Genomic DNA, 23,692 nt, shown 5'->3' with positions numbered 1-23,692 from the left:
GTAAGAATGAAACAATAAGGACATTGATGTGATACAGAACATATACGTATCACAAATTTGAAAGAATAATGCGGGTCGAAATCTTGCATATTAAAAGAATAAAGCAAGGATGGAGGAAGGATATGAATTCCATTATCCAAATGGACACAGAATCACACCAATCTTTATCAAGCTTTGGTTTTTTCGACATATACCACAAAAATAGTTTCAAACAGGAACCCAGGACAACTTGGATTGATGGTTGGAAAGTTGAGTATATGGCGATTGCTGATGCGCGAACTATTCACAATACACCGATTGTGATTGTGGGCGGCGCATTTCAAAATTTTAACTCCTATAAATATTGTGTTGAGCAATTCTTTGAAAGTGGTCCAGTCATTCTCATTGATCTACCTTCCATGGGAGCGAATCAGCAAATTACCAATATTGATTCTGGTCTATCTGCAGGTACATTGGAGCTTCCTGATCTTTCACGAATGTTGGGTCAGTGGCTAGATATCGTGAATATTCAGAAAGTTGCAGTTGTCGGTATTTCACTCGGGTCAGTGATCGCATCCTTTTTTGTTGATCAACGTCCGGAACTGGTTGAAAAGATGATTTTAATGGGAGTCATGCAGGAAACGCGCAAGAGCTGGCGCATGTTATTGGAAGAGTCTTTGATGTTGATGAAAGAGCAGCGGATGGATGAGTTTGGTCAAGCCGTTATTCTTTATTTGGTCAACCATGCCAAACTCGATAAAACGCGGATGTCACCTACAGCGAAAAGATTGTTCTTCAAACAAATGGCAGAGTTTTCAAATACTGAACAAGAACGTTATGAAATCAACTGCAATCGTTTACTGCGTTTGAGCCATGTTCCCGTTCCACGTGTAAATACGCTTGTCGCCTGTGGTCAGTATGACAGTTTCACATTACCGCATGAAAATGCTCATTTTGCTTTGCAGTGTCCAGATATGCAGTTTGCCATGATTGCCAATGCGGATCATGTGCCACAATTGCAACGCCGTAAAGAAACCATGAATCTATTTACTACCTACTTGCAGGGTAAGTCTATTCAGGGATTGGATGGGATTATCAATTTAACACGCGAGCAAATGCACAAAATTGAACGTCGCGGAGAGGCTCGGATTCATGTGCTTGATCCCCAACGTCAATTGACGCATCGTCATTCCAATAAAGTAATTCCCGTTCACGTTGTCGATTTGAATTATTTCGGACTGTTCATGAATCTCGATCATATCGGTGATTTAAGCTTTGTTAATGAACATACTCGTGACTTGGCATTGAATCTCAGTGATGATGAAGGTGAATTTGCAATTGAGTGTCTGATTTTTGAAACTTCTGAGCATCGTGTTCGTGCCTTATTTAAACATGGCAGTTTTGAAAATGCAGACCGTTTATTGCGCTTTATTACCCGTCAAACACTCACGCCTGTTTGTCGTGTAGAAGAAGATACAGCTCTAGCTTAATTGAGGCAACAAAAAACCAGTTCAAATTGAACTGGTTTTTCATGCAGTCAATCTGTTGAAAAACTCATCGTAAAACATCATTTCTGTTGACCAATAAAATGAATGTTCGGAACAAGCATAAAGTTCATTGAATATGATTGATCTATGTCCACAAACTTGTAGGGATAATGAGACGGTTTAACACTATCTCATGTTTCTATCATTTATAATTGTGCATCAATGACCCAGACTAAATCACCTAGATGCTGTTCAGGATCTTGTTTACTATTCTGGTTGAAATACAGACTAGGCTGAATCACTTCAATTTTTTTAAAACCAGTTTCAGATATAAAATGTCTGGCGTGTTCGGGAGAGGTAAAATGAAAAGTGAAGGCGCTTCTGGACATCAATTTCAGTAATTTACTGCTGTTCCAGATGACGGTAGCAAATTTGTTTTTGACAGGTTCAGGATATATGTCCGTGAGATAGTGTAAAGCTTTAAAATTTTTCCCATAATCTGCTATGGATTGAATCAACTGCTTTAAAAGATTTTTATTGAAGTAATTGATTAAACCTTCACTGATCACAACGAGAGGTTTTTGAGGATCAAAGACTTTGAATGCATTTTGAAAGTCATGGGTAAATAAATCGACTGATAAAACTTCAGGGCTATTCGGATCTATCTGTTTTAGTGCAGCTTGTTTGGTTTTCGCCATCTCAGGCAAATCTAATTCACGATAATCGATTTGAGCGTATTGTTGTCTAAACCACCATCCACGCGGAGACAACCCCGCAGCGATTTCAAGGACTTGTAAATCAGGAAATTGTGCAATCAGTTGATGTAAACGATCATCTAGGATGGTGTGACGTTGTGTTAAAGTGGTCCGCATACTGCCACCAACAAATCTTTCTCCCCAACTTTCGATGGGATGAGCAATCATCGCCAGTCTTTTGCCTTTAGATGTAGCAAGCAAAGGGTGGGAAATACCCATTTTATACCAGATATAACCTGTATAATGTGCGGTAAATGAAATATGCCGATGCTTAGAAAGTTGTTGGTCTGACATAGTTTTCCTTAACTATTGTTTTTTTAATTGGGTCATCAAATACGAAAACACAAATACTGAATTTGATGGTTCTCTTATTTGTTCTTCCTGATTCCATGCCATAGCGTACCTTTTAAGCAGCCTGAACAGTGAGAAATATTTACACAGCATTCATGGTGTTATCTTAAAGGGTACAAAGCAAGTTGAACAAACCTAAGTTGCTCTCCCTACAATATGTTGTACATTGCAGGGACGTCCTATCTATCTTTTTAAAGAGAATTTCTAAATTCTTCAATGACTTTTTTGACAGTTTTCCATTCATCACCTAAATCAAAAGATTCACCGATGGTGAGATTGGGAATTTTGCCACGCATACGTGATAAACGTATTTGGTTCGGGAAAGGTAAATTTTCAATACCTGCCAAAGCAATACATGCGGATTCACGATTGTTGCAAACGAGTCCCATATCACAACCGGCTTCGAGGGCGGCACGAATACGGGCATCTGCACCTCCTGCCACACAGGCAGCTTGCATACTCAAGTCATCGGAAAATAGTACCCCATCAAATTTTAAAGTTTGACGTAATACTTTTTGAATCCAATATGCAGAGAATCCAGCTGGGTTTGGATCAACTTTTTCATAAATCACATGAGCCGGCATAAGTGCATCCAATTGTCCCTGGAGTTGGATAAAACTCTGCATGTCGTTGTCAAAAATCTCTTGGTAATCTCGTTGATCAATTGCAGCAGCCACATGTGAATCTGCTTTGACTGAACCATGCCCGGGGAAGTGTTTGCCAGTGGTTGCCATACCAGCACGCTGCATTCCTTTCATAAATGCACTTGCCAACGGAACAATATCTTGCACATTTTCTGCAAAAGCACGATCACCGATCACATCACTGATGTCATTGATATCCAAGACTGGTGCGAAACTAAAGTCAATCCCGACAGCAAGCACTTCTATCGCCATCAGCCAGCCACATTGCTCAGCCAATGCTATGGCTTTTTCAGGTTGGCTTAAGTAAAGTTGACCAAAATGCCCCATTGCTGGAAGTAAAGTAAAGCCATTTTTTAAGCGTTGTACACGACCGCCTTCCTGATCGACAGCAATCAAGATGTCTGGTCGAATTGTGCGCATGTGGTCAGTGAGGGCACGAACTTGAGCAGGAGATTGTATGTTCCTTGAAAATAAAATCATGCCACCGACTTGCGGAGCCTGTAATAGTTCAATATCTTCTTGAGTAAGTTCTGTGCCTGCAATATCAAGCATCAATGCGCCGATCATAGGAATCCACGGTTGTATTTATATAAACTTGGAAACAATACCCGATTTCTGCAATGATTTGCTACATTTACTCAGTACAGATTATGATAAAACTACACAACATACACAGATAAAGTCGTTTAAGATGTTGAAACTGTTGAGTTCAGATTGAAAAACGATAGAGAAATTGGAAAACCCAAGGAAATATTAAGAATTTATGAAAATTCAAACTCTCGCTTGCGCTATCGCACTTGCAACAGGTGGTTTGTTCTTCACACATACCATCAATCAAGCAATGGCGGAAACCAATGCTACAAACGTTGCTCAATCGATCCATCCTTCACAAGAACAAGCACTTGTGACTCGTCAACTGGCAACATTAATTGATCGTCAGCATTATTTAAATATGCGCTTAGATGCCAATACATCCAATCGTATTCTAGATATGTATATTGACAGCCTTGATCCTGAACACACGTTATTTTTAGCTTCAGAAATTGAGCAATATAAAAAACAATATGGTGCAACGCTTGGTGCGAAGCTCAAAGCGGGCGATTTGTCTGGACCGTTTGCAATTCATGCGCATTATCGAACACGTTTAAAAGAATTTTATGAATTTGAATTGGCTGAGCTTAAAAAACCACAAAACTTAAATCAGCCGAATGAATTTATCGATACAGATCGTGAAAAAGCTGCATTTTTTGGTAGCAAAGCTGAATTACAGAATTATTGGCGCAAAATGCTGGTTTCGCAGTTGATTAATCTCACGATTGCCAAGCAAGAAGATCAAGCCAAACAGAAAGCATTGAAAGACGATCCAACGCTTGCCAATGGGCAAGATTTAGCTGCATCTGAAGATCTAACACCTGTTCAGACTTTAACGAAACGTTATACACGTCAATTGGAACGAATCAGTCGAACCAAAAGCGATGATGTTCTTGAACGTATCCTCAATGCAATGACATTGACCTATGACCCACATAGTAATTATTTCCCACCTGTTGATGCGATGGAGTTGAATCGCCAAACCACCTTGCAACTGGAGGGGATTGGTGTATCGATCCGTCCGGAGCGTGGTAATGAGGACTACACGAAGATTGAAACTATCGTAGATGGTGGGCCTGCAAGTAAAACAGGGCAAGTGAAGTCGGGAGACCGAATTATTGGTGTTGCCCAAGACGGTGAAAAAATGGTCGATGTTATTGGTTGGCCAAGCTCTGAAATCGTGGGATTGATCCGTGGCAAACGTGGAACCAAAGTTTCAGTGAAGTTACTTGGTGCTGGCGCCTCTATGAGTCAAGCACGTGTTGTCACCATTACTCGCGATGTCATCCAGGAAGAAGATGCAGGGGTACGTTCACGAACAGTTGAAATCAGTCGTGATGGGCAAAAGCACAAGTTCGGCGTATTGGAAATTCCATCATTCTATTTGAACTACCGTGCTCGTCGTGCAGGTACAGAATATCGTTCTGTATCCGAAGATACCAACAAAGCATTAAAAGCACTCGCTGCACAAAATGTTGAAGGTATAATCATTGATTTGCGTAATAATCCAGGCGGTTCTCTAGAAGAGGTTGCCAAAATGATTGGACAGGTGATTAAAGAAGGACCTGTCGTACAAATTCGTGATGGCAACGGCAATGTCAGCGTGTTTGAAGACACTGATGGTGGTGCGCAAACCTATGCAGGACCTTTGGCTGTACTTGTTAATCTCGCGTCTGCATCTGCAAGTGAAATTTATTCTGCTGCACTTCAGGATTATGATCGCGCCGTTATTCTGGGAAGTACCACAACAGGTAAAGGAACAGCACAAGTTCAGTTGGATAGTTTGGCTTATGGTCAAGCAACATTGACGCAACGCAAGTTCTACCGTGTGACGGGGGGAAGTACGCAGAATAAAGGTGTAATTCCTGACATTAAGCTGGTTGATATCTACGATGAAGAGTTTGGTGAGCGTAAAGCAAAGAATGCTTTAAAATGGGATACCATTCCAACTGCACCATTTAAGCGTGAAGGTTCAATTCAACCTTATGTTGCACAACTAGATCAAAAATCCAAGGCGCGTGTAAGCCAGGATCCTCAATTCCAATATCTAGAAACACGTAAGGCAATTGCTCAGGAAACTAAAGATCAAAAACGCATTTCTTTGGATATTGATAAACGTAAAGCAGAATTGATTGCGCTTGAGATGAAAACTTTAGCTGCCGAAAACAAACGTCGTGCTGCTACAGGCTTGAAACCTTATTCGAATTGGGAAAGTTATCAAGCCAGTTTGGATGCGTTAGCAGAGTCCAGAGCAAAAATGAAAGCAAATCAACGTCCAGCGTTGCCAGAGGAAGAGACTTTTGTGAATGAGGCTGCTCAGGTGTTGCTTGATATGTCACATTTAAAAAGTAAATAATGATGGGGGACGTTGAAATTCGTCTATGTTTACGACTATGTGTGTTTTAGGCAGGACTAGAAAGAAGCGAAATACTGTTTCTAAAGCTAACCCAAAGGGCAAAAAACACACGAGTCCCTCCATTTTGCCTTGGTTTGTCAACAAAGCCATGCTTTGTTGTTGCTTGGGGCTAGAACTATCTCGGACTAAGTCATGAAACTTGAAAATAGTCTCGCTATTTTCAAGTTTCCTTACAGTGTATATTCTTTATGGCTGGTCAATCTATGATGCAAGTCATTTTTGACATGTCTACAGACGCTGAGCTTGTTGCTTATATAGGTTGACAGATATTGATATAAACGCCCAATCAAGTTGATTGGGCGTTCTTTTGACTGGATTTTATGGCGCTGTTGTCGTTTTAATTCTGTCTGTTACCTTATGGATTGAAGGTCTGCCATATCAGCAATCTCGAGTTATTCTGTTTTGATCAACATTATGACTCCTGCTTTAGCCTCGATGCTTTTTTTCAGGGTATCAATGATGATCGATACATGAATCAAATCATCAAACGTCACCAATCATGTCCAAGGAATGATCCTGTGATCTGCGTGCACCATCCTATTACAGGCTGAAACGGTTTAAAATCTTGATCAAAAAGTGTGAAGGCATTAAGCCAGCAATTCAACCAGGATTTGTTCATAAATCTCAGCCAAAGGCTCGAGTTCATCAATATTTACGTGCTCATTAATTTGGTGGATGGTTGCATTGAGCACGCCCAATTCAAGCACTTGTGCACCGGTAGGAGCGATAAAACGTCCATCAGATGTACCTCCACTGGTTGAAAGTTCGGTATCGGTACCTGTGACGTTTTTAATTGCAGTACGCGCAGCATTCACCAATTCACCTACAGGAGTCAAAAATGGCAAGCCTGAGAGTGTCCATTCAATATCATAGTTCACTTGATGGCGATCGAGTATCTCCAAGACGCGGGTTTTGAGTTGATCCGCTGTTACTTCTGTAGAATAGCGGAAATTAAAGGTCACCGTCATGGTGCCTGGAACAACATTGGTTGCGCCTGTGCCTGCTTGAATATTAGACACTTGGAAAGAAGTTGCAGGGAAGTATTCATTGCCGTTGTCCCAAACAGTATCGCAAAGTTCTGCTAGAGCTTTAGATGCGGTATGAATCGGATTAACTGCCAAATGGGGATAGGCAACATGACCTTGTTTGCCTTTTACCGTCAAGACCGCATTCAATGAACCACGACGTCCATTTTTAACGATATCACCAAGGCTGGAGGTGCTTGAAGGTTCACCGACCAGACACCAGGTCATTTTTTCATTACGGGCTTCTAATGTTTCAACGACTTTGACTGTACCATTGATCGATGGACCTTCTTCATCAGAGGTAATCAAAAATGCAATAGATCCTTTATGGTCAGGGTGATTTTTAACAAAACGTTCAGAGGCCACCACCATGGCTGCCAAAGCTGTTTTCATGTCAGCACTACCGCGACCATAAAGCTTGCCGTCACGGATTTCCGGTAAGAATGGATCTGATTGCCAGGCATCCAAATGACCAGTGGGTACAACATCTGTATGACCTGCAAAGCAGAAAACAGGTGAACTGGTTCCACGTCTTGCCCAAAGATTGTCTACATCTTCAAAACGCATATTTTCAATATTAAATCCAATTGCAGATAAGCGATCAGCCATGATGTTTTGGCAATTATGATCGACAGGTGTCACTGAGGGCTGACGAAGAAGTTGTAAACTGAGTTCTAAGGTATCCGAGCGATTCATGGACATTGATCAAGTAAGAAAATTGAACAATATAATAGAGGAAGATAAAACTGAATGAAAACCTAAAAGTGGAGAAAGTCCAAAAGCTTTTAAATATGCATGAAAAAGCCTTATCTGTGGCAGATAAGGCTTTCCAAAAATCAAATTTTGATGGTGTTGAATTACATCTTATTTTCAACTTTTTCTGCAGAATTCGTAACCGCATCCCCCGCTTTAGACACATCCTTACCAACACCTTTAAAAGTGTTACAGCCAGACAAAACAAAAGCGAATAACATTGAAACTGCTAAAATTTTTTTCATTACTATCTCCGTGTTTCACGCGTTAATTACATTTATACTATACGAAATTATTTGAAATATATCGTTATGCTTTTATGAGTGTATTCGTAAAACACTGTATAGAAAACGTGAATAATTAAACATTAATGTCAAGAGAAAATAATAAAGGTGCTTGACGATACATATAGAATTGCTGGGTCTGACGATCATGGTATAAGCCATTACACCACCATTTTGCGGTTGTTGAACTTTGCTTCAAATCTGGACAAATCCATTCGTGGCGCTGTAAGCGATATAAATCTTTTTTTAAGTGGTATCCCCATTGCCCCAATCTACGTTGTTGATTCATCCATATGGGAAGCGGGGCAGGATCTCTAAAACACGGAATATACAATTGTCCTTTGAGCACAGCCCATTTTTTTTCGATGTTTCGGTCTAAAACCTGGCTAAATTGAAATTGTTTTTCAGAGAAATGATTTAGTTTGCGGAATAAAGTATCACTACGATTTAAGCCATACCAACGTGCTAAATGTAAATCTCCTTCACCTAAATAGTATTTTAAAGCAACTTCCCAATGTTCAGTTTGTTGGGTTATACGATTCAATACTAAAAAATCAATTTCTCCTTTGGTGTGTTTTCCTTCAATGATTTGAATACTGTGTTGAATCAACTGGTAATGTGGATTGGCTTCATCCTGTAGCCAAAACCAGAATAAATATTCAAAACGTAAACCTAAACGCGTACTTTTGAGTTGTTGTACAAATTCAATTAATGCGGTTGGATTTTGATCCAAGTCGTCTAGGCGGGATTTATAGGCGAAGAATTGTTGTTGCCAAAACGCAGTGTTATGTAATTCAAAATGATGGTGAATCTGCAATTCATCAGGGAGCGTTTGAATAATATTTGGACTGGCAATGCAAAAAGCCAATTGGCGGACAATTGGGTGGTGATATTTTAACCAAGGCTCAAAATAATCTGTCATTGCATTACATCTCAGCTTGAAACTCAGGAATAAAGAAAGAAGGGATAAAGCGGTAATTCAAGCAAACAAGATGATCAAGATGCAAGTTTAATTTGCTGGGTATCGAAAATAATGAACAACATGATTCTAAAATAAAATGAGCAGTATCGTTTGAAAATATACAGCGTATATCAATTGAACGGTATACTGGGCTGTGCGTAGGTTGAGTGAAGCTATGAAAATTTTGTTTTGGCGAACATTGGTGGTGCTGTTTATTGTGCTTGGATTTATAGGCGCATTATTACCTGGAATGCCAACCACAGTTTTTCTTATTTTAGCTGCATGGGCAGCCTCAAAAGGTTGGCCTCAGGTTGATGCGTGGTTAATGAATCATCCTAAATATGGCGTAACCCTTCGAGCATGGCGAGAAAATGGTACTGTACCCCGTAAAGCAAAATGGATTGCCAGTATCATGATGCTGATCAGTGGTATTATTATGCTCTTTACCAATGCACCTTTGGCCGTCAAAATTTTCACTGATCTCACCATGTTTATTGTTGCAGTCTGGTTGTGGTTGCGTCCAGAACCCCGTTCTGTGGCAACGGGTAGACAACAGGATCAGTCGTGATTGGACAGATTTTAAATATGTTCAATCATCTGCAAAGAGTTTTTAAGCCGCGATATAAGCAAGCTGCAATAGCAGAAATATGACTTAACTTACGAATGAAAGAGCATAAAAGCAGTGGAATGGATATTTGATAAATAGATAAATAATAAACAAAAAAGAATAAATTAAATTAAAATGATCTATTTTTTAATCACTCACACCTAAAATACTTAAAACATAGAGAAAAGCGTTTGACACACAGTAAAGATTCTCTATAATGCACCTCACAAACGATGAAGTCGTTAGGGCGCTTAGCTCAGTTGGTAGAGCGTCTGCCTTACAAGCAGAATGTCGGCGGTTCGATCCCGTCAGCGCCCACCAAGCTTTAACGTTGAATTTAGTGCAGCGGTAGTTCAGTTGGTTAGAATATCGGCCTGTCACGCCGAGGGTCGCGGGTTCGAGTCCCGTCCGCTGCGCCATTAAATTCAAAAATCGTTTGTATAGCAATAATATGTTAAAGTGCAGCGGTAGTTCAGTTGGTTAGAATATCGGCCTGTCACGCCGAGGGTCGCGGGTTCGAGTCCCGTCCGCTGCGCCACTTTACAGAAAAATTGTGAACAGGTGTAATAACCTAATCAGAGTTTAAATAAGTTTTTTGTTTATTGACTCGTTTAGGGCGCTTAGCTCAGTTGGTAGAGCGTCTGCCTTACAAGCAGAATGTCGGCGGTTCGATCCCGTCAGCGCCCACCATATAAAACGCAGCGGTAGTTCAGTTGGTTAGAATATCGGCCTGTCACGCCGAGGGTCGCGGGTTCGAGTCCCGTCCGCTGCGCCATTTATCTTGATTCCTGAGATGAAGATGAATGGAGATGTTTAGATATAACGCTTTCGTTTGTTCAATTCATCATTATTGAAGTTTAAACAGGGTGATCTCTGTTAATCCTCACTCAGGGCGCTTAGCTCAGTTGGTAGAGCGTCTGCCTTACAAGCAGAATGTCGGCGGTTCGATCCCGTCAGCGCCCACCATATACAGTGCAGCGGTAGTTCAGTTGGTTAGAATATCGGCCTGTCACGCCGAGGGTCGCGGGTTCGAGTCCCGTCCGCTGCGCCATTTATCTTGATATCCTGAGATTAAGATATGTAAATGTAAAATGATTGTTCTTTTTACATCTCATTCAGTTTAAGCAATGCAATATTGTTTATTCTCATCAGGGCGCTTAGCTCAGTTGGTAGAGCGTCTGCCTTACAAGCAGAATGTCGGCGGTTCGATCCCGTCAGCGCCCACCAAATTTCCTTTCTTCTATTTATTTATTTTAAAATTTTGTGTAGAATAACTATATAATTATTTTAAAAATAAGTATCTTATGCGAAATCCATATCAACGCAAGGCTGCGTCTTCAGTACAGAAAAATACTGCTCAAGCTACAGATCAATACAAAGCATTTCTCGAAAAAATAGTGTCTGAAGCTAAAGTTTTTGCACTTTATGATGACGGTTGGGCTTTATGTGCAACCCCTACAGGACAACAAGCTGTAGCGGTATGGCAAAGTAGAAGTTTGGCGCAGTTATTGGTCAAAGACAACTGGAGTCGTTTCAATGTTCAGGAAATCAATTTTATTTCTTTTATCGAGCAAATGATTCCTTTCATTCAACAGAATGATACTTTACTGTCAATCAATTTAACCCCTGAAGGGCAGAATATTTTGATTTCAGGACGTAAGTTCTTACTGGACATAAAAAGCTATTTATATCAGCTTTATACAGCTCAACCTGAGCTTTTTCAAGATCAAACCCGTCTCCCTTTACCACGCAAGATTCGGATACATCCTTGAGGGAGAGGATGAATGGAGCTGTATTCAGTTTAATATTCTCCCAGTACCCAACCGCTGATATATGCAAAATATTCTCTTAACCATGCGTTATATCGGGTGCTCAGGGGTGTTTCAGCACCGATGGTCATAAAGTTGCGATAACCTTGTTTTTTTGCGATTGCTGCTGCACGTAAGGTATGGAAATCACTGGTGACGATTGCAATTTTTGAACTTAAAGATACATCATGCTGTTGCAAAATGGCTTGGCTGTTCTTGAGGTTTAAATCTGTACTGGTACTTTCATTTTCTTGAAGAATTCTATTGGGTTGAATCTTATAATTCTCTTCCAAATACTTTGACATGATTTCAGCTTCAGTTTTAATCTCACCAAAATCTTTTCCTCCACTGACAATAACCCATGCCTGTGGTTGCAGTTCTGCAATATTGCCTGCTCGATCCAAGCGCTTGGCAAGTGTGGGAGACGCCTTACCTTGTATTATTCCACTGCCTAAAACGATGATTGCATCTAAACCATTTTCTATATGATTGTGCTGAGTGTTAAATTGGATATAAGTAAAAAAGCCAATGAGACTGATCAGCCAAATCCCAAACAGAGACCAACCGAGACGCCAGAGTTTTTTAAGTTTGGAATGTTGTGCCAGGCGGTGTTGAATTGCTTTTCCCCAGATACTGGTACAGATAAAGACCAAACCAATCAATAAGGGAAGGAGTGTGCCTAAATGAATCTTTTTATACAGTAGCAAAATAAAGCCATCAAGAAATAATAACCCACCACTAATGAATAGGCTCAAACGCAATAATTTATTTTTGTTCATGGTCTATGAGAAGTAATGTCATCCAACATTGATTGTAAACGATCTCAGGCAATGAGGGGTAGTGAAAATAAAACCGAGCAATTCTGCTCGGTTTTATAGGCTTATTTAGGATGGTTTAGACCTTATGTCCGGCTTAGTAAACATCACGTCGATAACGCCCATCTAAGCGTAATTGTTCAACTGTATCTTGCCCTAGAATATCAATCAAAGCTTGATCAACATCACTTGCCATTCCGTCAATGCTTCCACAGACATAGATCACAGCATCATTTGCAATCCATTTTCGAACTTCATCAGCATGATCACGTAGTTTATGGTGAACATAGACTTTTTCTGCTTGATCACGGGAAAAAGCCAAGTCGATCCGTTGTAACATTGCTGTATTTTGCCAAGCTTGAATGGTGTCCTTAAAGAAGAAATCATGTGCTTGCTGGCGTTCACCAAAAATTAACCAGTTTTCCGTATAGTCCAGACGAACACGGGCATGGATTAAACTCATTAAACCAGCAATCCCTGTCCCATTCCCAATACAGATAATCGGGCGATTATCCGTGATTAAATGGAATGAATCATTATTGCGAATTCTTAACGCAACTTTGTCACGCAATTTTAAGTGTGAGGTCAACCAGCCTGAGCCTAAACCAAGTTCATCCTGAGCATCACGCTGTTGACGAACCACCAAGCGTAATACTTGTTGACTTGGAATACTGGCAATCGAGTATTCCCGAGTAGGCAAAGTTGCTAACTGTTCAAGTAAATGTTCCATGTTGGCAAAAGGTTCAACTTCAACAGTTAAATCTCGATCCCAAAGAATATTTTTAATCGGCTGTTGTTCGTGTGAATCGACTGGTGTATCGGGATCAATTTGATATTTATCCAAAAATTTTTGAATACGTTCTGGGCTGTTTCCCGTTTGAACTTCTGCGATATCACCTGCTTGCCATACTGTTTCATGACAGGCATGGAGTTCAATATTGAATGCAGGTGCACCTAAACTGTCTGGATTGAGTAATTCTCGTTTGCTCAAATGCCACTGATCAAAAACTTTATCAATCGACATGGTTTGCAGGTCAAGTTTGGTGGCTTGTGTCAAAGCCTTATTCCATTGTTGAATGTCGCTATTGCTGCCATTATTGACTTCAATGGTCCTAAATAATTGCTGTGCTCCAGATTGTTGTAACCACTGGTCAATACGATGACCAAAGCTACAGTAAGTTTCTGGATAGTCTTGTGAGCCTAAGGCTAAAACTGCATATTTGAGATGAGACAGGTCTAATGATTTGCTCATTAACTTCTTCTCAAAATGCGATGCTAGATCAGGTGCTTCACCAGTCCCATAAGTACTGGCAATCCATAAAACTTGCTTCGCTTGTTTTAAATCTTCTTCAGAAAGCTGTTGGACAGATTTTACAGTAGTGGGTTGATGTGCTTCTTGCAGGCTGATAGAAGTGCGCCATGCCAATTGTTCAGATACACCTGTCTGTGAAGCATAAGCAATTAACCATGGTGTTGCATTGGGATCAATTTGAATTGCTGAGCCAGACTGTTTCGCTGCAAGGGTTAATTTCTTTTGTTTGCGACGTTTTAAATAGAGCATCCATCCTGTAATAAAGAACAATGGCATTGCCAAAGCGGCAAGCATAATAATAAATTGGAATACTGGACCAAAAAAGCTACCGCGATGAACAGGTAACATACTGCTCATGATTTTTTCATTCAACGGTTTAACTTCATATAAATCAATTTTTTCAATTTGAGCATTTTGATAATCATAAATCGCTTTGTTTCGTGCACGCTCATGCTGCGGAATTGCATCAACAAATGTGAGTTCGACTTTACCATCGGCTTTTTTCGGAATCGAAATCGTCAGCGTCGAGTAATCCCGTTTGATTTGTGAATTAAAGCCATTCCATGTCTGTGTCAGAACTTTTTGGATCTGTTCAGGTTTTAGACCTTCTTTTGCTTGTCGTGGTCCATTACGTAGATGCTGATCACGTCCTTGTTGCAATTGTGTGGCATTGCCTTGACGCTCTTTGCCTTCACCCATGCGAGGTCCTTGCATTTCGGGTTGAGGTCTTTCAACACCCATCACCTTAAACATGCCATCACGCCACCAGTCATATGACCAATACAGTCCTGTACATGCTAAAAGCAAATAGAAAATAACCACCCAAGTTCCGACCACTGCATGTAAATCCCAAAGGAAATTGCGACCTTTGAGTTTAGGCTTTAATGCAAACCACTGTTTAAAAGAATGTTTTTTTGGCCAACGAAGATACAAACCGCTGAGTACAAAGAAGATAAGCATCAAGGTACTTGCACCAGTAATCTGTTTACCGACTTCACCTACTGTAAGATTGCGGTGCAGTTGTTGTATAAATTGAAAAAAATCTTTGCCTCTAACTTCAGGCAGGATTTCTGCCGTATAGGGATTGACCATCATGGTATACCCTCTACGTGCACCTTCTTTAACAATATTGATATTTGACGCTTCTTCAGGCACTTTGGCAACAGTAATACTGTTGATCTTCATTTCAGGATTTTGAACTTGAAAGTGTTGATAAATTTCAGCAGGGGTTAATTTCGCATGATTTTCAACTTTTACAGTATAACTGTCTGGATTTAACCATCTCTGAATCGGTTGTTCATAAGAGTAGATCGCACCTGTAACCCCCATAATCGAAAGGATCAAGCCCGCTGTAATGCCTAAAAACCAGTGTATTTGGAAAAAAGTCTTTTTAAACATGGTGATGGAAAGGGAAGAATTGTTTGATTGTAGATTATAGCTGAATATCTAGGAGAGATAATGAATTTTGCAGATAATATTTATTCTCATTATCATTTTTATTAAAATAGTCGTCATAAATGTAAAAAAACCTCCAACAATGGAGGTTTTATGAAGTCTTTAACGTTTACAGTGTTTTTGCTTCGCCAACTGTTTCTTTAAGATGTTTACGCAAAGTCTCGAATGGGAAATTTTTGCTGTCCATACGCTTAGGTAAGATATAGGCACCTTGCTGACCTTTTACTTTAAAATTCACAAGTAAAAATTCTGGTGTGTTATACCATTCATAAACATCTTTCCAGCCAATTGTACCCACCCCTTCTTGTACGCCCATTTGCTGGCGCATCACGATACCACTTGGCTGTACACCTAATTTGACACCTTTAATTTCTTGAACTGGAAACTCATTCATCTTACGTTTTACATACCATTCAAGCCCAAATTTTCGTACTAAAAGATAAATCGCCACACAGGCAAGAATGACCCAAAAAATAATGGTGGAGTAGTTTTTAATTAAGGCAATACCCAGAATGGAAAGGACAACAGCGACACCCATGATTGCCCAAGCTTTAGTCCCAATTTTATTGGTACTGCGCCAAATCGCAAGTTGAGCACTACGTTGTTCGGCTTCCGATACTTCGTATGGAACTGGTTGTAAGGTATAAGCGTAAATGTTCTTGGCAGTCATAGTGTCAGTAATGTATGTAAATCTAGTCAGAGTTTAGCACTAAATCCCAAGATTTAGTGCGCCTATTGTACCAAATATCTAGGCAAATTTTATGCTCTTTTATAAAGAAGCTAATTCCGTAGATTGATCGTCACGGGCATGACTTAAATTTTGTTTGAGAGTACTCAGTTGTTTGAGAATACTAAACATTAATGAAAGTTGTTGAAGAATAATCAATGATTTAGAGTCATCTGCTTCCGATTGACCTAAGCGAGTGCGAATCGCTTGTAGCATATTATGTGCTGTTAAATCAGGCATTTCATCCCGTAACAAGGCACCACGAATATCATCCAAAGCTTGATCCAGTAGATTTAAAACCTGCTGATCCTGGATTTTTTCACGGTGTGCACCCAATGCCGCGATATAGCTGAGGAAGGTATGATTCAAACATAAAAACTCAAAAGCCAATGTTTTCTGACTTTGATCAAAATCCGGTTCTGTTGCCAAAGTTGAAATCAATGATGCAACATCCGCATCTGTGTTGTGAGCTGCTCGACGTACAATACGGTAGTTCAGACTGTTGTTACGCCCCTGATGATATTGGGTAACCACATCAGCCAGATAATTACATTGTGCTTCCAAAGAACGTTGAATGGTTCTAGGCAAACGACGGAATCTCCAATCTGGAAAAATAAAGCTCACCCCAAACCAGGCTAAGGCACATCCAATTACCGTATCGATCATACGCGGTAGAGCTGCTTCAAAGCCCAGCCCATCTAAGTTAAAGTTGATCAGTGCCATGATGGTAATGAAGGCTGTTGCTTGGGCGTATTGTTTACTGCGGAGGTCGAAAAATAGCACGCCACTTATCACGAGCAACAAGAGCTGTCCTTCAATGGAAGGGACAAAGAATAAGATCGCATAACCTAATATAATTCCACCGAGAGTTCCCACGATGCGTAATCTTAAGCGGCGTTTGGTGGCATTAAAGTTTGGTTGGCTGACAAAGAGTGCTGTTAATAAGATCCAATAACCATATTGAATATTGGTTAATTGCACAAAAACGTAACCGATAAATAAAACCACAGAAACCCGAATTGCATGTCTGAATAAGACTGATTCAGGTGTTAAATTTTGTTTGATGCGGATGACAATATCATCCCAGCCTTTTAAATCATCATCTTTCAGTTGTTGTTCAACGTTTTTATTTTGATCATTTATAATGTGACGTTCAGTTTCTAGGTTCTGCAATTGAGCATCAATCGATTTCAAATTTTGATAGAGTGCGAATAATGAATTGATCCAGATGAGATCATAATGTTCTTCTTTTTTAAGTTTGTTTAGCGACTGTTTTAAATTTTTAAAGGCATGTTCAAAGCGGGCATTATGTTGATAAGTGGTTCGATGTAAAATGCTGTCGCTTAAATCCTTGCACGCTTTACCCTGTAAAGCCAAAATACGTTGAAAGCGAAATAAAACATCACTATGTTCAAACATTTTTGCCAGTTTTTGATAATCAATATGCGCTGAATCCGCGCGTTCATGAATATCTTGTGCTACAAAGTAGTATTGTAAACTACGTCGTGTATCACGTTGCCCTCGGTCACCTTTTAGACGGGTGAGCAATGCCGTACGCATATCATTAAAAATGCTAATCAGTTGACCATTTTCCATGGACAGGCTAATCATGCTGTCTTGATAGCTGGTCGGTGTCATATCGACATCAAACAAGTTGGATTTAGAAAAAAGAAAATTGCCCAACGACGAAAAACATTGTGACAGTTTGTCTTGAACCTGGCGCACTGGAAAGAGCAAAAAACTGATGGTAGAAATGAGACCATACCAAATTGCCCCAATAACCAATAAGCTGGGTTGGATATACCATTGCTCAAATAGATGAACTCCAAGCATGGAATAAACTGAAACGACTAAGCAACCGTAAGAAATGGTGGCATAGCGTCTTCCCAAGGAACCCAGTAAAATCCATCCAATACAAGAAACAATTAAACCTAATGCAAAAAGCACGGGATAGGGGAACAGCAGACTGACTGAGGCAGCGGTGATAAAAAATCCGATATAGGTATAAATCAAATTCATGATCCGCACTGAAAAGCGGTCATCAATATCACTCAAACCGGCTGCAACTACACCCAAGGTCAATGGAATGGTCATCAACTGTTGATCCAATAAATAAGGAACAAAAGCAGTGCCCGTAAAGGCGATGATCATCCTCAAGTTATACATGAAACTTGTGTTATAGGTAGCTTTTCGTAGTTTTAACAGCCATGTGTTCAAAGAAAGTCCTTATTCAATCGATACGGTGTTATTGCTGGGGTGATTGTTTTATTGCTGAGCTGATTTTTCACTGATCTTTGTGACACATCTTACAACGGACAGTGTAAACTTGATTGCAATATTTAGTATGAAATTATAAACGATCTATGTCTGAAAAAAACGCTGGTCAACAGTATTCAACAGGTTGGATTATGCTTTTGGCGCTATTTACCTCGTTAGGTCCTTTATCTATCGATATGTATTTGCCAGCACTCCCACAAATGGCGCAAGATTTTAATGTCTCCACCCAGCAAGTTGCCAATACTTTACCTGCATATTTCTTTGGTTTGGCTGTGGGGCAATTGATCTATGGCCCAATCAGCGACCGCATCGGTCGTAAAAAACCACTTTACTTTGGTATGACCCTGTTCGCTTTTGCCAGCTTATTGTGCGTGTTAGCTCCTGATCATTGGTCATTGATTGCTGCACGAATTTTACAGGCGCTGGGCGGTTGCGTTGGTGTGGTCATGGCACGTGCCGCCATTCGTGATCGTCTCGATGTGCAAGGCTCGGCTCAAGCTTTTGCCAGCATGATGATTGTGATGGGGATAGCGCCGATTCTCGCGCCGTCAATAGGTGCTGCAATTCTGAATTTCTTTCACTGGCAAGCGGTATTTGTTGCTTTATTTATCATTGGCTTGATCTGTCTAGCCTGCGTTCATTTCTTATTTAAAGAAACCTTGGCACCTTCACGTAGACTTCAATTGAATTTTAGTCAGGTTTTTATTTTATATGCTGCTATTTTTAAAGATCGAAGTTTTCGCTTTCCCATGATGGCAGGTTGTTTTACTGGTGCTGCCCTTTTTTGTTATATCAGTTCTGCGGCAGCGGTACTGATGGATGGCTATCATTTAACACAGCAACAGTTCGCAATTGCTTTTGGTTTTAATGCTTTTGGTATTATTTTACTGTCTTCAATCAACAAACGCTTAGCCAATCGCTTTTCAGTGATCCACCGTTTAACGTTAGGAGGATTGATTCAGGTCACAGGTGCACTGATTATCGTGGGAGCGGGTTTAATGCTTCAAGCGCCTTTGGTCGTTGTAATGCTGGGTTTATTCCTCACCGTTTCAGGAATTGGTTTTACAGGACCCAATGCAATGGCATTAGCAATGTCTGAACAAGGTTCTAGAGCTGGTACAGCGAGTGCGATTATGGGCAGTATGCAATTCGCCTGTGGTCTTCTGGGGGGAGTCGTACTGAACTTTCTGGTTTGGAATCATTTGTTCAATATGGGAATATTGATGTTGGCTTTTACTGTAGCGGGATTTTTAGCCATTTTAAAAGTATCACAACAACTTAGACTGAAGTAGTCTTTATAGTCAATCCGTTGAAAAATCATAGAGCAAATATAGCGTCTTTTGACGTTTGCAACTCGCTGTGTTTTTGAGTCGATACGAGGCACGAAGTATGAAGATTGAGTTGGTTGGACTATATCAAGTAAATTAACCCATTGATCAGCATTCAATAAAAGAACAATGCTTGGTTCGACTGATCAGAATATTACGCTTATTCAGAAATGAGGCATTGAAAAATACCAAAGATCAAAAAAACAAAAGCCGACGATTCGAGTGATGAGTAAATCGTCGGCCAAAATACTTCATGTGTAAAGATTCAGGCTGCTATTCTAAATCTTGAAGAAGCATAAGTTTTTAGTCTCTCTGGGGGAGTTAAGGTCTCCAAATTTAACTGCGGATGCCGTGCAATAAACTTGGTTGCTGCAGACCTTATACTTATATAACGACAACAGTTTCAGATTGGTTGACAAGAAAATGAAAAAAAATTTAAAAAATTTTATAATGCGGTTCTGATTGCAATTTAAGTCGACACTATGGTTTCTTTAAACAAATATTTTTTCTGGTTTTTTCTACTCTGTTTAGTGTTAACGATGATTGCTGGTGTATTGGCAGCAATTTTACCCAATGAGATTGCTGGTGTATTAACAGCAATACCTTATTTACTTGCCATGATTATTGTATTGCATCGTTTTCTCAAACAACAACGTCGGGCACCTACTGATAAAGAACGTAGAAGTTTAACCTTAGGTTTCACGCTCATTTTCTGGAGTTATAATTTATTGGGTGTTTTTGCAGGCGTTTGGTTTTTTTCCCGCAACGACCCTGAAATTTGGCAAACATTCCTTGCCTATATGCAAAATATTCGATTTTTGAGCACAATGACCATTATGCTGCTCCTGCTTGCCATTCCTCTTTATTTAATTACCCATTGGTTTTATGGAAAGCAGGCAAAACGGATGGCGGCAAAAATGTTTGCAGAATAGAATCCAGCATCAGTCATATTTGCTGATCGATTAGTGGACAAACATATCCATAAACTCTCGTAACTCATGAATTGCGACTTCAATATCAGAGGTGAGCCAAGTGGGCTCAAAAATTCCCGCATAATGTTCCAAGCGATCTTGAGGAACGACGAGTCGTATTGGGCAATCTTCCTCAAGTAAACGCCAGGGAATAATGGGAACATCATTGTCTAAAAATGAACTGACATTACGAATATCAATAATCATCGCATTGACACATTCAGGGAAAGGCATTACTGAAAATTCATCAGTACGTCTACGGAAATATTCGAGATCTCCCCACTTTAAAATATAGCTAGGCTTACTAAACTCAATGATTCCGATTAAATGATCATCTCTAGATGTATGTAAGAAGCATTGATGAGTGACATCGGTGTCTAGATCGAGTGCGACACTTTGTCGTTGATATGCCATATATACAATAGTCAACAAAAATGGGGGTACATATTATAGCCCATTTATCTGTCTCGTACTGCGTTAGATTAAAATTTACTTTTACTTAAAATATTTTACACAAAGTTGATGAATAGACTGGTAGTATAAAAATACATCAAATTGATGGAGGTGGATATCATGAGACACGATTTCAATAAACCATCTTATGTAACCAGTAATGAAGAGATCACACATAAGAATCGCTTACCAATTTATATGCTTATTCTTGTGGGGTTATTTCTTTTATCATTGCTTGTTTACATGATAGCCGATTGGCTCTAATTTCAAATTTATCAATAATTTAAATGATAACTTAAGCAAAAACCCTAGCCAGTAAGCTGGGGTTTTTTGATTCTGCTTAGCATTTATGCTTTGTTTTGTTGTATTTATGCAGTAAAAATTGATCGTTATATAAGCAAATTATAAAGTAAAAGAGTAGTTCATCACGCTTTCTGTTGAAAATAAGAATGATGCTTGAAGTCATTTGAGCACACTCAAATTGTTATAAATGTATAACTTGAGGGAATAAAAATGAATGAAATTTTACACACTCAGGGGAATTTTGATGCCATGTATTATTGGAATCAATTTCACCCTATTTTAGCCGCTGTAGCTATCCTCATTGTTGGATGGATTATTGCATTGATTGTCGCAGCAGGTTTTAGAAAGATCCTAGAGAAACTGGGAACGAATTCGAAATTATCTTCTGCTACAGGGCATCGTTCAAACATCGAGAGTATACTTTCCAGAATTATTTTCTGGGTGGTTATGGTCATTGCTGTAATTGGTGCGCTCAATGTATTGAACCTGAACAGTGTGAGTAGTCCATTTAGTTTGATGATTCAACAATTCTTGTTGTTTATCCCGCAATTGCTGGCTGCTGTAGCGATAGGATTTATTGGATGGATTGTAGCAAATCTCGTTAAAGTCGGGCTAAAAAAAGCTTTGGATCGTACTCAACTGGATGAAAAGCTAAGTGCAGATGTCGGTGTCAGTCCAATTAGCCACAATATCGCCGATATTGTTTACTGGCTGATTTTATTGTTGTTCCTGCCAATTGTTCTGTCAATCTTAGGATTGCAGGGATTATTGGTTCCTGTTCAATCGATGTTGAATGAAGCCATTTCTTATTTACCTAATATTTTTATTGCGGGTGTGATCATTTTTGTTGGTTATATCTTGGCGAAAATTGTTCGTGGGATTGTTGAGGGCTTAATCAGTAGTTTAAATTTACAAAGCCAAGCTGAAAAAGTGGGGTTATTTAAAAATTCAGATCAGGGATTGTCTAAGTTTTTAGGTTCATTTGTTTTTGCTGTGGTCATGATTACTGCTTTAATCGTGGCATTTGAAGCTTTGGGTATACAGGCAATTTCACAACCTGCAACAATGATGTTGGGTGAAATTATGTATGCGATTCCACATATTATTGCAGCAGGATTAATTTTAATTGTTGCATATGTGGTGTCCCGTTTTGTAGGACGTTTGGTTGCGGAAGTTGTTGCAGAAACAGGCGTAGATTCAATTCCTGCTAAATTAGATGTACAACGCTTTTTAGGTGAAACTAAAGTTTCTTGCATCATTGGATATTTAATTGTGTTCTTTACCATGTTATTTGCAGTTTCAGAAGCTGCGAATCGACTCGGTTTTGAGCAGGTCAGTGGGCTGATCTCGATGTTCATCCACTTTGGTGCGAATATTCTCTTGGGTGCCGTCATACTGGTTATTGGTTTCTGGCTGGCCAATATCGTGGCAAATGTTGTACAACGTGGAGAATATAACAGTTCTAGATGGTTGGGAAATCTCGTTCGTGTATTGATCATGGGGTTGGTGATTGCAATGGGCTTAAAAGCCATGGGTATTGCAGATTCAATTGTTAACCTTGCATTTGGTCTAACCTTGGGTTCTGTTGCAGTGGCATTTGCCTTGGCGTTTGGTCTGGGTGGTCGTCAACCTGCTGAACGTGTTTTAACAGATTTGATTGACAAAGCAAAACAACAGGCAACTCAACCAAATCCTTTAAATCAGAAGAATACAGATTCAGCTGTCACTCCTGTAGCAGATTCGAGCCAAGTTACAGCAGATACACCTGCGATCGAAAATGAATATAAATCTTTAACCGATTCTTTTAAAGAGGATAAAGATGACCCGAATTAACATGTAAATCCTGACAAAGATCGATCAGGATGAAAGCTTGATCGATTTTTTATTTTAAGGTCAAAAAATAAGGGAGATTGAGATGTCAAAGAAAAAGCCAAATAATTTTATTGCTCCAATTGTGATCGCCGGTATTACGGTTGGTTTTTTGGCAAGTGCATATAAATTTGTTTTTTCAAAGCCCAAGAAGCAGCAAGCGGATTTTGTTGAAAAACAAGACGAATCTCAAAATAAATCCCAACCGTGATTGATTCGGTATAAGTGAAGTGCTTTATATGATGTTTTTTCTTGAAAAAAGATAGACATCGACTGATTTATTGTCTAAATTCAAGTCATTCATATGTAAGAAGTAAAACATCAATCGAGCTGAATAAAAGTCATTTTTAAAGGAAATAGAAATGAAATTAATCCATTTTGTTCAAAAAATTCATCAGTCTTTATTTGCTAGAAAAGACCGACAGAATCGTATGGATTTGGCGATTCAACGCGTTACCCAAAAACAGCAAATCCAAAACCAACTTATTTTATTTCAAACAGACTATTTGGAGTAAATGGAT

Annotated in this window: 19 protein-coding genes and 8 tRNA genes; 17 read left to right on the top strand and 10 right to left on the bottom strand. The window is 39.6% G+C overall.

Annotated features, from left to right (window positions below):
* Positions 1-122 precede the first annotated feature (122 nt).
* The gene (locus IMO47_RS04790) at positions 123-1,469 is read left to right on the top strand and encodes an alpha/beta fold hydrolase (RefSeq protein WP_196076499.1); all 1,347 of its coding nucleotides are present in this window, start codon (positions 123-125) and stop codon (positions 1,467-1,469) included.
* Between the two features lie 203 nt (positions 1,470-1,672).
* Here IMO47_RS04790 and IMO47_RS04785 read toward each other — a convergent pair whose 3' ends face one another.
* Entirely contained in the window at positions 1,673-2,515 is an 843-nt protein-coding gene (locus IMO47_RS04785) for a class I SAM-dependent methyltransferase (RefSeq protein ID WP_196076498.1), read from the bottom strand.
* 248 nt (positions 2,516-2,763) lie between these two features.
* A complete protein-coding gene (nagZ, locus tag IMO47_RS04780; protein WP_196076497.1) occupies positions 2,764-3,783 on the bottom strand; it encodes a beta-N-acetylhexosaminidase in 1,020 nt (339 codons plus the stop codon).
* Positions 3,784-3,979: 196 nt separating this feature from the next.
* Here nagZ and IMO47_RS04775 point away from each other — a divergent pair, with 196 nt between their 5' ends.
* Positions 3,980-6,163, top strand: coding sequence for a carboxy terminal-processing peptidase (locus IMO47_RS04775; protein WP_196076496.1), 2,184 nt, complete (start codon positions 3,980-3,982; stop codon positions 6,161-6,163).
* A 647-nt stretch (positions 6,164-6,810) separates the two neighbouring features.
* Here the strand turns inward: IMO47_RS04775 and dapE are convergent.
* The 3 genes from dapE to IMO47_RS04760 form a co-directional block, all read right to left on the bottom strand.
* Positions 6,811-7,944 (bottom strand): succinyl-diaminopimelate desuccinylase, encoded by a 1,134-nt coding sequence (dapE, locus tag IMO47_RS04770; protein WP_196076495.1) that lies wholly within the window; start codon positions 7,942-7,944, stop codon positions 6,811-6,813.
* 161 nt (positions 7,945-8,105) lie between these two features.
* Positions 8,106-8,246 (bottom strand): entericidin A/B family lipoprotein, encoded by a 141-nt coding sequence (locus IMO47_RS04765; protein WP_004830144.1) that lies wholly within the window; start codon positions 8,244-8,246, stop codon positions 8,106-8,108.
* A gap of 115 nt (positions 8,247-8,361) precedes the next feature.
* The gene (locus IMO47_RS04760; RefSeq protein ID WP_196076494.1) at positions 8,362-9,207 is read right to left on the bottom strand and encodes a DUF1853 family protein; all 846 of its coding nucleotides are present in this window, start codon (positions 9,205-9,207) and stop codon (positions 8,362-8,364) included.
* 214 nt (positions 9,208-9,421) lie between these two features.
* Between IMO47_RS04760 and IMO47_RS04755 the strand changes: the two genes are divergently transcribed.
* The 10 genes from IMO47_RS04755 (at position 9,422) to IMO47_RS04710 (ending at position 11,625) form a co-directional block, all read left to right on the top strand.
* On the top strand, positions 9,422-9,814 hold the full coding sequence (locus tag IMO47_RS04755; protein WP_196076493.1) for a YbaN family protein: 393 nt from the start codon (positions 9,422-9,424) through the stop codon (positions 9,812-9,814).
* Positions 9,815-10,098: 284 nt separating this feature from the next.
* Positions 10,099-10,174 (top strand) — tRNA-Val (locus IMO47_RS04750).
* Positions 10,175-10,195: 21 nt separating this feature from the next.
* A tRNA-Asp gene (locus IMO47_RS04745) sits at positions 10,196-10,272 on the top strand.
* Positions 10,273-10,314: 42 nt separating this feature from the next.
* Positions 10,315-10,391 (top strand) — tRNA-Asp (locus tag IMO47_RS04740).
* Positions 10,392-10,467: 76 nt separating this feature from the next.
* Positions 10,468-10,543: transfer RNA gene (locus IMO47_RS04735), tRNA-Val, on the top strand.
* Between the two features lie 8 nt (positions 10,544-10,551).
* Positions 10,552-10,628 (top strand) — tRNA-Asp (locus IMO47_RS04730).
* 115 nt (positions 10,629-10,743) lie between these two features.
* Positions 10,744-10,819: transfer RNA gene (locus IMO47_RS04725), tRNA-Val, on the top strand.
* An 8-nt stretch (positions 10,820-10,827) separates the two neighbouring features.
* Positions 10,828-10,904: transfer RNA gene (locus IMO47_RS04720), tRNA-Asp, on the top strand.
* A 100-nt stretch (positions 10,905-11,004) separates the two neighbouring features.
* Positions 11,005-11,080: transfer RNA gene (locus IMO47_RS04715), tRNA-Val, on the top strand.
* Between the two features lie 77 nt (positions 11,081-11,157).
* Complete coding sequence (locus IMO47_RS04710) at positions 11,158-11,625, top strand: DUF2750 domain-containing protein (RefSeq protein WP_196076492.1); 468 nt, start codon at positions 11,158-11,160, stop codon at positions 11,623-11,625.
* A 29-nt stretch (positions 11,626-11,654) separates the two neighbouring features.
* Here the strand turns inward: IMO47_RS04710 and IMO47_RS04705 are convergent, their stop codons facing one another.
* The 4 genes from IMO47_RS04705 to yccS form a co-directional block, all read right to left on the bottom strand.
* The gene (locus IMO47_RS04705; protein ID WP_196076491.1) at positions 11,655-12,440 is read right to left on the bottom strand and encodes a YdcF family protein; all 786 of its coding nucleotides are present in this window, start codon (positions 12,438-12,440) and stop codon (positions 11,655-11,657) included.
* Positions 12,441-12,573: 133 nt separating this feature from the next.
* Positions 12,574-15,186, bottom strand: a complete 2,613-nt coding sequence (locus IMO47_RS04700; RefSeq protein ID WP_196076490.1) for a sulfite reductase flavoprotein subunit alpha — start codon at positions 15,184-15,186, stop codon at positions 12,574-12,576.
* Between the two features lie 166 nt (positions 15,187-15,352).
* Positions 15,353-15,913, bottom strand: coding sequence for a YcxB family protein (locus IMO47_RS04695; protein ID WP_196076489.1), 561 nt, complete (start codon positions 15,911-15,913; stop codon positions 15,353-15,355).
* 99 nt (positions 15,914-16,012) lie between these two features.
* Positions 16,013-18,187 (bottom strand): YccS family putative transporter, encoded by a 2,175-nt coding sequence (gene yccS, locus IMO47_RS04690; protein WP_196076488.1) that lies wholly within the window; start codon positions 18,185-18,187, stop codon positions 16,013-16,015.
* Between the two features lie 146 nt (positions 18,188-18,333).
* Between yccS and IMO47_RS04685 the strand changes: the two genes are divergently transcribed.
* On the top strand, positions 18,334-19,539 hold the full coding sequence (locus IMO47_RS04685; RefSeq protein ID WP_196076487.1) for a multidrug effflux MFS transporter: 1,206 nt from the start codon (positions 18,334-18,336) through the stop codon (positions 19,537-19,539).
* A 518-nt stretch (positions 19,540-20,057) separates the two neighbouring features.
* Positions 20,058-20,507, top strand: a complete 450-nt coding sequence (locus IMO47_RS04680) for an ABZJ_00895 family protein (RefSeq protein ID WP_196076486.1) — start codon at positions 20,058-20,060, stop codon at positions 20,505-20,507.
* Positions 20,508-20,537: 30 nt separating this feature from the next.
* Here IMO47_RS04680 and IMO47_RS04675 read toward each other — a convergent pair whose 3' ends face one another.
* Positions 20,538-20,960, bottom strand: a complete 423-nt coding sequence (locus IMO47_RS04675) for a hypothetical protein (RefSeq protein WP_196076485.1) — start codon at positions 20,958-20,960, stop codon at positions 20,538-20,540.
* A gap of 552 nt (positions 20,961-21,512) precedes the next feature.
* Here IMO47_RS04675 and IMO47_RS04670 point away from each other — a divergent pair.
* The 3 genes from IMO47_RS04670 (at position 21,513) to IMO47_RS04660 (ending at position 23,686) form a co-directional block, all read left to right on the top strand.
* A complete protein-coding gene (locus IMO47_RS04670; protein WP_196076484.1) occupies positions 21,513-23,135 on the top strand; it encodes a mechanosensitive ion channel in 1,623 nt (540 codons plus the stop codon).
* An 82-nt stretch (positions 23,136-23,217) separates the two neighbouring features.
* Entirely contained in the window at positions 23,218-23,382 is a 165-nt protein-coding gene (locus IMO47_RS04665) for a hypothetical protein (RefSeq protein WP_196076483.1), read from the top strand.
* Positions 23,383-23,533: 151 nt separating this feature from the next.
* Positions 23,534-23,686, top strand: a complete 153-nt coding sequence (locus IMO47_RS04660) for a hypothetical protein (RefSeq protein WP_196076482.1) — start codon at positions 23,534-23,536, stop codon at positions 23,684-23,686.
* Positions 23,687-23,692: the final 6 nt, after the last annotated feature.

Origin of the sequence: Acinetobacter sp. Res13-Abat-PEC15-P4-01, from assembly GCF_015676285.1 — a bacterium.
GTDB classification, from domain to species: Bacteria; Pseudomonadota; Gammaproteobacteria; order Pseudomonadales; family Moraxellaceae; genus Acinetobacter; species Acinetobacter nematophilus.
The sequence above is the reverse complement of the archived record's forward strand: the minus strand, read 5'-3'. Positions and strand labels throughout refer to the sequence as shown.

Bases quoted from the DNA above. Each gene is read 5' to 3' on its own strand.
- IMO47_RS04685 (WP_196076487.1), top strand. From the start codon at position 18,334: ATGTCTGAAAAAAACGCTGGTCAACAGTATTCAACAGGTTGGATTATG.
- nagZ (WP_196076497.1), bottom strand. From the start codon at position 3,783: ATGATCGGCGCATTGATGCTTGATATTGCAGGCACAGAACTTACTCAA.
- IMO47_RS04755 (WP_196076493.1), top strand. From the start codon at position 9,422: ATGAAAATTTTGTTTTGGCGAACATTGGTGGTGCTGTTTATTGTGCTT.
- IMO47_RS04665 (WP_196076483.1), top strand. From the start codon at position 23,218: ATGTCAAAGAAAAAGCCAAATAATTTTATTGCTCCAATTGTGATCGCC.
- IMO47_RS04775 (WP_196076496.1), top strand. From the start codon at position 3,980: ATGAAAATTCAAACTCTCGCTTGCGCTATCGCACTTGCAACAGGTGGT.
- IMO47_RS04695 (WP_196076489.1), bottom strand. From the start codon at position 15,913: ATGACTGCCAAGAACATTTACGCTTATACCTTACAACCAGTTCCATAC.
- IMO47_RS04765 (WP_004830144.1), bottom strand. From the start codon at position 8,246: ATGAAAAAAATTTTAGCAGTTTCAATGTTATTCGCTTTTGTTTTGTCT.
- IMO47_RS04785 (WP_196076498.1), bottom strand. From the start codon at position 2,515: ATGTCAGACCAACAACTTTCTAAGCATCGGCATATTTCATTTACCGCA.
- dapE (WP_196076495.1), bottom strand. From the start codon at position 7,944: ATGAATCGCTCGGATACCTTAGAACTCAGTTTACAACTTCTTCGTCAG.
- IMO47_RS04760 (WP_196076494.1), bottom strand. From the start codon at position 9,207: ATGACAGATTATTTTGAGCCTTGGTTAAAATATCACCACCCAATTGTC.
- IMO47_RS04670 (WP_196076484.1), top strand. From the start codon at position 21,513: ATGAATGAAATTTTACACACTCAGGGGAATTTTGATGCCATGTATTAT.
- IMO47_RS04660 (WP_196076482.1), top strand. From the start codon at position 23,534: ATGAAATTAATCCATTTTGTTCAAAAAATTCATCAGTCTTTATTTGCT.
- IMO47_RS04790 (WP_196076499.1), top strand. From the start codon at position 123: ATGAATTCCATTATCCAAATGGACACAGAATCACACCAATCTTTATCA.
- IMO47_RS04705 (WP_196076491.1), bottom strand. From the start codon at position 12,440: ATGAACAAAAATAAATTATTGCGTTTGAGCCTATTCATTAGTGGTGGG.
- IMO47_RS04710 (WP_196076492.1), top strand. From the start codon at position 11,158: ATGCGAAATCCATATCAACGCAAGGCTGCGTCTTCAGTACAGAAAAAT.
- IMO47_RS04680 (WP_196076486.1), top strand. From the start codon at position 20,058: ATGGTTTCTTTAAACAAATATTTTTTCTGGTTTTTTCTACTCTGTTTA.
- IMO47_RS04700 (WP_196076490.1), bottom strand. From the start codon at position 15,186: ATGTTTAAAAAGACTTTTTTCCAAATACACTGGTTTTTAGGCATTACA.
- IMO47_RS04675 (WP_196076485.1), bottom strand. From the start codon at position 20,960: ATGGCATATCAACGACAAAGTGTCGCACTCGATCTAGACACCGATGTC.